This is a genomic window from Pseudoalteromonas sp. S1609 (assembly GCF_005887255.1).
In the GTDB taxonomy this organism is placed as follows: Bacteria; Pseudomonadota; Gammaproteobacteria; order Enterobacterales; family Alteromonadaceae; genus Pseudoalteromonas.
Window position 1 is genome coordinate 53,701 of sequence record NZ_PNDJ01000044.1, and the last position, 9,630, is coordinate 63,330.

Annotated in this window: 10 protein-coding genes; 4 read left to right on the forward strand and 6 right to left on the reverse strand. The window is 38.7% G+C overall.

Translation table 11 applies throughout. The features are described from left to right. Position 1: 1 nt before the first annotated feature. Positions 2-442, forward strand: a complete 441-nt coding sequence (locus CWB76_RS12725) for a hypothetical protein (RefSeq protein ID WP_138608090.1) — start codon at positions 2-4, stop codon at positions 440-442. 13 nt (positions 443-455) lie between these two features. Then, the gene (locus CWB76_RS12730) at positions 456-698 is read left to right on the forward strand and encodes a hypothetical protein (RefSeq protein WP_138608092.1); all 243 of its coding nucleotides are present in this window, start codon (positions 456-458) and stop codon (positions 696-698) included. Positions 699-712: 14 nt separating this feature from the next. Here the strand turns inward: CWB76_RS12730 and CWB76_RS20305 are convergent, their stop codons facing one another. Together CWB76_RS20305 and CWB76_RS20310 are read right to left on the reverse strand one after the other, a co-directional pair. Beyond that, positions 713-850 carry a pirin-like C-terminal cupin domain-containing protein gene (locus CWB76_RS20305; RefSeq protein WP_138608094.1) on the reverse strand — a complete coding sequence of 46 codons (138 nt, stop codon included), beginning with the start codon at positions 848-850 and terminating at the stop codon, positions 713-715. Between the two features lie 62 nt (positions 851-912). Continuing rightward, entirely contained in the window at positions 913-1,098 is a 186-nt protein-coding gene (locus tag CWB76_RS20310) for a hypothetical protein (protein ID WP_138608096.1), read from the reverse strand. A gap of 707 nt (positions 1,099-1,805) precedes the next feature. On the opposite strand from CWB76_RS20310, the gene CWB76_RS12745 reads away from it, so the two are divergent. Further along, positions 1,806-4,844 carry a bifunctional diguanylate cyclase/phosphodiesterase gene (locus CWB76_RS12745; RefSeq protein WP_138608098.1) on the forward strand — a complete coding sequence of 1,013 codons (3,039 nt, stop codon included), beginning with the start codon at positions 1,806-1,808 and terminating at the stop codon, positions 4,842-4,844. A 75-nt stretch (positions 4,845-4,919) separates the two neighbouring features. On the opposite strand, the gene CWB76_RS12750 is transcribed toward CWB76_RS12745, so the two are convergent. The 4 genes from CWB76_RS12750 to CWB76_RS12765 all read right to left on the reverse strand — a co-directional run bounded on the left by CWB76_RS12750 (position 4,920) and on the right by CWB76_RS12765 (position 8,367). Continuing rightward, complete coding sequence (locus CWB76_RS12750; RefSeq protein WP_075170457.1) at positions 4,920-5,153, reverse strand: hypothetical protein; 234 nt, start codon at positions 5,151-5,153, stop codon at positions 4,920-4,922. After that, positions 5,150-6,757, reverse strand: coding sequence for a PepSY-associated TM helix domain-containing protein (locus CWB76_RS12755; protein WP_138608100.1), 1,608 nt, complete (start codon positions 6,755-6,757; stop codon positions 5,150-5,152). The genes CWB76_RS12750 and CWB76_RS12755 overlap by 4 nt, the downstream gene beginning before the upstream one ends. After that, the gene (locus CWB76_RS12760) at positions 6,754-7,041 is read right to left on the reverse strand and encodes a hypothetical protein (protein WP_138608102.1); all 288 of its coding nucleotides are present in this window, start codon (positions 7,039-7,041) and stop codon (positions 6,754-6,756) included. The genes CWB76_RS12755 and CWB76_RS12760 overlap by 4 nt, the downstream gene beginning before the upstream one ends. 378 nt (positions 7,042-7,419) lie before the next feature. Next, the gene (locus CWB76_RS12765) at positions 7,420-8,367 is read right to left on the reverse strand and encodes a YihY/virulence factor BrkB family protein (RefSeq protein ID WP_138608104.1); all 948 of its coding nucleotides are present in this window, start codon (positions 8,365-8,367) and stop codon (positions 7,420-7,422) included. A 127-nt stretch (positions 8,368-8,494) separates the two neighbouring features. Between CWB76_RS12765 and CWB76_RS12770 the strand changes: the two genes are divergently transcribed. After that, positions 8,495-9,598, forward strand: coding sequence for a mechanosensitive ion channel family protein (locus CWB76_RS12770; RefSeq protein WP_138608106.1), 1,104 nt, complete (start codon positions 8,495-8,497; stop codon positions 9,596-9,598). Positions 9,599-9,630 lie beyond the last annotated feature (32 nt).

Here is a 9,630-nt window from a genome sequence, read left to right on the forward strand (position 1 = left end):
AATGCAAAACCCAGATTTAACATCAAGCGAATCACAAGCGACGGATTCGCAATCATCAGCAACAAATACGGATGACTGGCAAGATCATGTTGCTAAGCTTGCTGACTATGCAGCGCAGCTCAAGGATGATTATCATCAACAAGGAAAGTTGACACATCAGCTGGCAATAGCAGAGTGGAAGCTATCGCTAAGATCCTTAGCACTGATCACTATTTTACTAGGATGTTTTGCCAGTGGCTTGGTGTTATTGTGGGTGGGACTTTTAGGTATTGTAGGCTTTGCTACTTTTGATTTATTTAGCTCGATTTGGCTGAGCATTACTGTAGTGATCAGCCTACAAATTTTATGCTTAATTTGGCTGTGGCGAAACGCAGTTTATCTAAGCAAAAAAATTGGTTTTACTAAGACGCTAAATAGTCTAAAGCAGCTGCTTAAGTTATAAGGCATACACAATTATGTTAATCAATTATTTGATCAATTCACCGAACGCTCGAGTGCAACAGCTCCACAAAGAAGTGGCGATACAATCTGAGCTAAAGCGTCAGCACCTTACGGCAATAAAATATCGAGCCAAACGTTTTGCCGCAACAAAAGTGGGGCTCGTTAGTGCTTTTAGCGCAGGCGTGGTTGTGGAGTCGGCAAAAGGAGACACCAACATAGTAAAAAAATACAGTTGGTTGTTAAAACTACTCGCTTAAAAGCCACTCCTGTATTAATACATCACGACAGTGAACCAAAAAACGTTTTTACAATCGCTGACCGCTTGGCGAATTTCAGCGTCAGTGATCATCACAAACGGGCCTATTTGTGCAATTGGCTGATTAAACGGTTCACCTAATAATATGAGCACTCCCGATGTTTATTGAGTCCTATGTTAACTTTACAACTTAGCTCAAAGATTTCACTTTGCACTTATATGCAATGCTTCAACCACCGCTCTAGGCTAACTCCTTGTTGATTAGTCAAACTCGGTACTGGTTGCTCTGTGATATTCTGGTATTGCGGCTCACGCGTTTTGTTATTGCTTGGCATATTGAGCCAAATCTGAAAGTCACGTAAGCCTTGTTCAGCATCAGCAAGTAGCGTTTCACTGTGCATAACACCGCTACCGGTATTTATCCATTACACGTCTCCCGAGCAAGTCACTTCTTTGTTTCCCATTTAATCTTCATGCTCAAATAACACTTTTAAAATATGAATAAAAGTTTCGATACCGCAATGAAGTTGAGGAGGAAAACCATCGCTCTACTCACTTTTATCATCGGGCTTAAGCTCACCAATTATTAAAAATGACGCTAAATATTTACCATCAAACCTAGAATAAGACGCCTGTTGACACAATACCTGTATTAGGTACTATGAGCAGCCAGAACTTTGTTTATTTTTCATTTTTTGCCTAGGGTCGATTTACTCTTTGTTGCCTACATAAATGTAGGTTAGGGCCTTGAGCGGGACGCGGAAGCTTTGCTCGGTTTTTAGTTATCCTTACATGGATGTAAGCCAGTAGAATAACGCAGGAGCAGTTATCGAGCCCATTAGGTTACAAACCTCGCGTCGCGGTTAAACAGGCCCTTATTTGTTATGTAAATATATAAGAGATTAAATTATTATTTCATCATGTTTTTAATACGTAAATTAATATATTTCAATCATATGCAACACCATCTTATTTCAAAATCTTAGATATAACCTTAGTACTTTAATGGTTATTTATAGTAGGATTATTTAGCGTCACTCTGCTTTGTACTAATTTGGATACGACTATTTTTACTTCATCACTAAAACATCAACTCTACCGCCTTCTTATGCTGATTTGCATACCTGTTGCTGCTGTCATTTTAGTAACCTTGTGGTTTAGTCGTGACGCGGCTATTGAAGAGCATGAAAAAAAAGTACGATCCATCACTGAGCATCTAATTATCAAGCAGCAGAACATGATTGATGATATAAAGCATGTGACTGAATTTTTAGCAAAAAAGCAGAAAGACATTAAGTCTTTACCCTCTACCTGTCCTTCGTATGTTCTAGATGTTAAGGCGCTCAATGGCAATATCGCGAATATTGGTATAGTAAATAAATACGGCGATTTAATTTGCACCTCTAATATTAGTGACACCAACATTAATATTAGCGACCGCCCCTATTTTAAAAACGCGCTCGCCAGTAAAGAGTTCAGTATTGGCCATTTCCAACACGATCGCAGCCTCAAAGCTCAAAGTATTAACTTTGCTTACCCTATTTTAAATGAAAGCAATGATATTGAAGGCGTTATTGTGACCGTAATTGCTTTAGACTGGTGGAGCTCGGCACTTAATACTTTAAATTTATCGACAGAAATCAGAGCTGTCATTACTGACTCTAACGGTAGTATTTTAGCTAACTACCCTTTTTCAGCCGATAGACTAGGCAACAAATTGGAAAAGTTCGATTTAGCGCATAACTTGCAAGCTGGTGTTATTTTTAAAGGAAAAGATGGTATCCGAAGAGTTTTCCATCAAACAACACTCTATCGTGATGGCAATAACAATAAGCTCTCTATTTATATTACTCAACCAATAGATGAAACACTTGAGCAAATAGATATTAACTTTGTAAAAATGGTTTTAGGATTTTTAATGACCATTTTGCTTTTAGCCGTATTGGCCAGACGATTAGTTAATAAAAGCATCTTAAACCCGATTAAAAGTTTAACGCAGGCCGTTAACCGCTTAGCAGCCGGTAATATGCCTCATGACAACGAGCAGCCCAATAGTCCTGAGCTAAATAGACTCTATCATCGTTTTAAATATATGGCCGAAACTCGCTTAACAGCTGAAGCATGCCTTAAACATAAACATGACGAGCTTAATAGCTTGCTTAATGCGCTACCCGATGCTTTTTTACGTGTAGATGCCAACGGCAATATACTTGATACCGGTGGCCTTATTAAATCGTTAAATTATAGCCATTCAACACCGCCTAAAAAGCTATCGTGTTTATTCTCTATTGCCAATTTAAAACAAATTGAAGGATACTTAACAACCCTGAGCGCTCCGGTCACTATTGAGCTTGAAGATAAACAAGACAATCAGTTTTATGAAGCGAAAATCAGCCCAATGAAAAAAGCGGATGAGTTTATAATTGTTATTAGTAACATCACGCAACGAAAGCAAAACCAAGAATCTTTGCATTTAGCGTCATTAGTTTACAACAACAGCAGTGAAGGTATGGCAATCACGGATGAAAATGGCATTATTTATGACGTGAACCCTTCGTTTTGTAAAACGACCTTGTATTCTCGAAAAGAAGTACTCAATAAAACGGTGGGTATTTTATCATCGGGTAAACATGATAAAGAGTTTTATGACTACATGTGGCAATCAATAAATAAAACTGGCCGCTGGCAAGGTGAAATAACCAATCGTCGTAAAAATGGCGAGCTGTATGTTGAATGGTTAACCATAGATACTATTTACGATAAAAATAAAGCCCCAACTAGTCGTATTGCTATTTTTACCGATCTAACCGAGAAAAAACAAGCAGACGAGCTAATTTGGCGACAAGCTCATTTTGATCATTTAACCGACTTACCTAATCGACTAGAACTTAAAGAGCGGTTGAACAAACGATTTACGAGCGTAAACAACCACGACCAAAAACTGGTTATTATGCTGTTAGATATTGATCACTTTAAAGATATTAATGATACGTTAGGCCATCATTATGGCGATAGGTTACTTAAGTTGGTATCTGAGCGAATTGTGCAAACAGCAAAAGAAGCTGACTTTGTAGCGCGTATTGGTGGCGATGAATTTGTTATTGTATTTAGTGATTTACGCGGTGGCGATAATATCAAAAAAATAGCAAAATCACTGCTACTTAGCCTTGCTTCGACTATTTTTATTGAAGAAGAAAAAGTGTATATCAGTGCCAGTATTGGTATTGCCTGCGCGCCAGATGATGGCCAAAACCCAGAGCAACTGCTTAAAGCCGCAGATCAAGCTATGTACAAGGCAAAAAATAGCGGCCGGAATGACTTTGAATTTTTCTCACATGATATGCGTGAAGATGCAAATGCAAGAATGCAGTTGCTCAAAGAGCTTCGCTCAGCCATAGAGTTAGAGCAATTTGAGTTATATTATCAGCCTATTGTGTCCCTTGATGATTTACACGTCCATAAAGCTGAGGGACTTATTCGATGGCAACACCCAGAAAAAGGCCTGATCAGCCCTGCCGATTTTATTCCTCTTGCTGAAGAAACCAGACAAATAAATGCGCTTGGTCAATTTGTATTTACTGAAGCACTGAAAACACTTAATGATATTAAAAAACACATTCAAGATGAATTTCAAATAAGTATTAACGTATCGCCGGTGCAGCTCGCAACCACAGACAGTGGTATAGACGATTGGTATGGCATGCTTGAGACAGCAAATTTACCTGCATCGAGTATTGTGGCAGAAATTACTGAAGGCTTGATGGTTAATCCTGAAGAACTGACCCAAAGCCGCCTAAAAGCCTTGGTTAAATCAGGGATGCAATTAGCACTCGATGATTTTGGTACTGGTTACTCATCGCTTGCTTACTTACAAGAAATGGATACCGACTACCTAAAAATCGATAAACGCTTTGTTGATAATATTCAAAAAGACAGCCAGGAGCTGGCCTTATGTGAAGCAATTATTATGATGGCTCATCAGCTTGGTTTAAAAGTAATTGCCGAAGGCATAGAAACAAAATTACAAATGGATTTATTACTTGAGGCTGGTTGTGATTATGGCCAAGGCTATTTGTTTTCAAAGCCGTTGCACAAAACCTCGTTTATGCAGCTGATAAAAACAGACCAAGTGATTAATTTAGACTAAAGGCAGTTAATACGCTCGCTCAATTATAGCGCGGGTACTAAACTACCCCTTATTTCAGAATGTTAATGCTATAATTTAGCGCACTGAAATAGATTTACCGAATACAAAAGCAACCATTAAATTTATTAATAAAGCCGAAGCAATACTAACAAAAGAACCTGCAATACTTCCATACTCAGCTATAAAACAGATAAGTGCGCCAATAAACACAACGAGACTTAGCCAAGTGCTTGCTGGGCGCATCAATCTTAGTAATAAGCTACTTACAACTAACAATCCACATCCAAGTATTAGATAAATAACTGTCATATAGTCACCTCTTGTGTTGTTGGCTTTATTAGTATTTGTCGCTTAGCCATGATCCGCTGACTCGCATAGATTATTAAGCCACCAATAAATAAAAAACTAATATCAACAACAGTAACTAGGGTGTTATTTGAACTAAAAGCATGGCTTGACGACAGTAACATGTTTAAAGGCAACACAGACATGCATGCACCACCAGTTATAAGCAGTGTGACTTGCAAATAACGATAATAATTAATCGGTAACACTGCAAATAAACACCAAACTAGCCACGAAAGAAAAAATAAAGGTCCGAAGTAGCCATTGTGCAATTGTACTGGGATGAAGTTATTAAGTAATACTTGCAAAGGGAATAATATGGCAGTAGCCAATACTAAGCCTCCACAGCTACCGATAATAACCCTATTCCATCGTTGATAAGCCACTTCAGAAAGAGTCGGATTACTACCCCTTGTGCGCTTGGTTAACCACATCATAATTCCAGAAAGTGGTAATAATGCAGTAGTTAAACCAAGGAGTGCCCAAACTAACTTTACAAAAACGCCCGCAAAATTACCAAAATGAAGCGGGAATAATAATTCAAGTACTTTAATAGCAGGGCCAGGAATGTCACCAAAGCTACTCATTGATTTACTAAACTTACCATCTCCGCTGTATTGCAGTAATTGTGATGCAACTGCGTCGCCGCCAATAAGACGTAAGTAAACTTGAGCATTCGCATCATTATGCGCCATAACAGTTAAATCAATAACTTTCGCTTTTGGGTAACGTGTTTGGGCATCAAGCAAAATAGTATCTATTGCTGTTGCTTGGTAATTATTAGAAACAATGGTTTCAGGCATCGCGGTAAATTTTTCCACCAACTTATCTTGATCTCCACCAAAACTCACAAAAGCGGCGGCGGGAAGTAGTATAACGGTTGCAAGACCTAAAAAAGCTCCTGTAAAGCCGATGATGGCATGAAAAACGCTTCCCCAGATACCCATCACTTTGTGTGCATCGTTCACTATCACATCAAGACCTTTTTTACGTCTAAATGTAAATAGCTCTTTTATTATTTGGCGGTGAATAAATAAGCCCGTCACAACAGACACCAATAAAGTTAAACCTAAAAAGCCAGTAAGAATAAGCCCTATTGGTCTGCCTAAATGTAAGTCAGCATGAAAATGCCCAATAAACGATGGCGCATTAGTTTTACGGTGCTCATAAAAATAATCTGCAGCACCATAATATTGGTTTACCAAACTAAAATTACGAGGGTCAAATTGGTAAGCATAAGCAGCCTCTTCGTCATAATTTTCATCGCCATCGTGAGATTCAAATAAAATCGTCAATAAATGCGTATTATGCCCAGTTGGTAAATACACGTGGATATTTTTACCAAACTCTTTTGGTACTTGTTGGTGATAATGGTTAATTAACGTCATCACCTTTTCACTTGGCACTGTATCCAATTGATGTAACTCTGGGTTGGCCCAAATTTTTAGTTCTGGGCGGCTAAGTACAGCTAACGCACCGGTAAAGCAAACAATAAAGAGCAAAATACCTGTAACAATACCAACCCAACTATGCAGTAAAAATAGCTTTTTTAGTGAAATAGATCTCATCCCTGTCCTCCTTGTAAAGCCATAAAACTAAGCCCTGCATGGCTTAACAAAATAACTAACATAACAATAAAAGGCTGCCATGCGCTTTTAGCCATGTAAGCGTATATAAATAACGCAGTCCAAATAAAAGGAAAAAGCATTATCGGTATTAATATTTGCTCTTCCATAGCGAAAGGTAAGTAGGTAGTCATGCCAGGGATCATCACCACAGCCGTAATTAACGCAAGTAAACAAGCCAGAATATGGCGTCGCTTAGTTGCTGTAAAAGTGTGTTTTTTATTCATTATTATTTGCCTTATCAATGCAGCTTAGTCCCACCATATAGAAACCAAATTACACTTCGTCCAAACCTGAAACGTTATACTGCTACCACATAATTAAGCACAGCAATAAAATTAAAAATGATAACCATTTGCATTATAATATTTATTTAATTAACTAAACAAATATAAATAGCAAATAATCCATGCACAAATGCCAAACATGGCTCAGCTAACGGCAATTGACGCTTAGTTAAATATATAAAAGATGGTAATCGGGTATAGCCAGAGATTTTAAATGAAAACAAGGCGAGCTTACGCATTAATAGCTAGGGTCTGTAGATTCAACGTAATTGTGCTGAAAATAGCTGCTTGAGATAGATTTATTATCCAGAGTTCAGATTATTTAGTATCAAGGTGGTCTGCAACATAAGCGCCTCGCTGCCCTCTTTTTTTATCTGGGCCTATTGTGCTGTCTTGCGCTGTTTGCTGCTCTAACGCAGCATTGATTGAGGCTCCCAAAATAATGATATAAGCGCTAATAAACAGCCACATAAGCATAATAACCACCCCACCTAAAGAGCCATATGTTTCGTTGTAACTGGCAAAATGAGATACATAAAATGAAAAGCCAAAAGATGCCACAATCCATAATACTGTGGCAGTGAATGAGCCTACGGTAACCCAGCGCCACTTAGCTGCTTTTCTGTGAGGCGCGTAACGATATAAAATTAACAATGCAAAGTTAAAGGTTAGTGCCAGTAATGGCCATGAGATAAGCATGATTAAAAAATCAATACTCTCTTTTATTCCTAACAGGTTAAGTGCTAACGGTAATATACCGATAATTACCAATGCTATAACCGCCACCACAATCGCGCCCACTGAAAATAGTAAACGTACAAGTTGCGCCTTAAAAAATGAACGCTTTTCGTATTCGTGATAACTAATATTACACGCGGTGATCAAAGCTTGGCTGCCCTTAGAGCTACTCCAAATAGTGAGCAGTAAAGTGCCCAGCGCGCTAAGACTTAAACTGGTTTGAGACTTTTGCGCAAGGCTTGAAACCTGAGACAAAATAATCTCTTGGGTACTTTGCGGCAATAAAGCCATAAATTGACTTAAATACGCACTAATATCGTTCGGTGAAGCAAAATAAGCATACACAGACACCAACGCCGCAATGGCAGGAAAAATAGCAAGAAGTGCATAAAAGGCCACGCCTGCTGCCACCAAGGATAAATTATCACGGCTCATTTGTTTTATAATTCGCTTTGCAATATCCCACCAGCCACGCAGAGGGATATGGTTAGGCTGCTTGGCTCTTTGGCCACGCTTAAAGTCACTCATCGTTAACTCCCCTTTGTTGCTTTAATTCACAGCAAGTTTAATACCAAACAAATACTGCTTGGTATTAAACTTGCTGCTATTGTTTTAAACAGACCCTAATTAACTCAACCCAACACGGATGGCTCCTATGCTCAGCGCTTTAATTGCAACACTCGCTAATAACGCATCTATTCCCGCAATCGACACCGTTCAGCCAAACTCGGTTTCATGGGGCTTTTTAAAAGAGCAAAGCGTGCAATTACTACACTCATTCGTGCAATTACTGCCCACTTTGTTTTTAGGGATTATTATTTTGGTGATTAGTTATTTAATCGCCACCCCATTATCACGCTTGTTAATAAAGCCCGTCACTTACATGACCAACAGTAAATTAGTACACCTAGTTGCTAGGCGTGGCATTAGTACCTTAATTATTTTACTCGGGTTTTACCTATTTTTACGTTTGGCTGGCTTGACTGAATTCGCGGTCGCTATTATGAGTGGCACTGGGTTAATAGGGCTTATTTTAGGGTTTGCCTTTCGGGATATTGCTGAAAACTTTATTGCCAGCTTGTTACTAAGCGTACAACGTCCGTTTAAAATTGATGATGTAATAGAAGTAGATGGCAGAATAGGTATAGTTAAAAAAGTAACTGCACGAGCAACCACTTTAGTTGACTACGATGGCAATCATATTCAAATACCCAATGCGACTGTGTATAAAAATACCATTAAAAACCTAACCGCTAATCCAAAGATGCGCGGTCATTTCTCAATCGGTATTGGCTACGATAATGACATTCGCGGCGCACAAAGTCTTGCTATTAGTGTTATAAAAAAACAAAACTCTGTGCTTAGCGATCCACCTCCTCAAGTATTGGTTGATAACTTAGGCTCCGCCACTATCAATTTTACTGTTTACTTTTGGGTCAACGGCGAACAATACAGCATTGTTAAAGTAGCCTCACAGCTAATGCGAGAGTTAATTAACAGTTTTACGCAACATAATATAAGTATGCCTGACGATGCTAGAGAGCGTGTATTACTCAATAGCCAAGGTGAAGATATTTACCCCACAGCAAGCGAAGCTAAAACAGAGACAACAGAAAAAACTAAAGAGAAACCACATACTCAAAAACATAAAACCACAGAGCATGAACACAGTATTGATGATGTAAGCAGTGATACGGATGATATTCGCGAGCAAGCCGATGAATCACGCGATCCGGAGCAGGGAAAAAATATTATATAGATAGGTTGAAGATTCGAGGTTCGAGGTTCGAG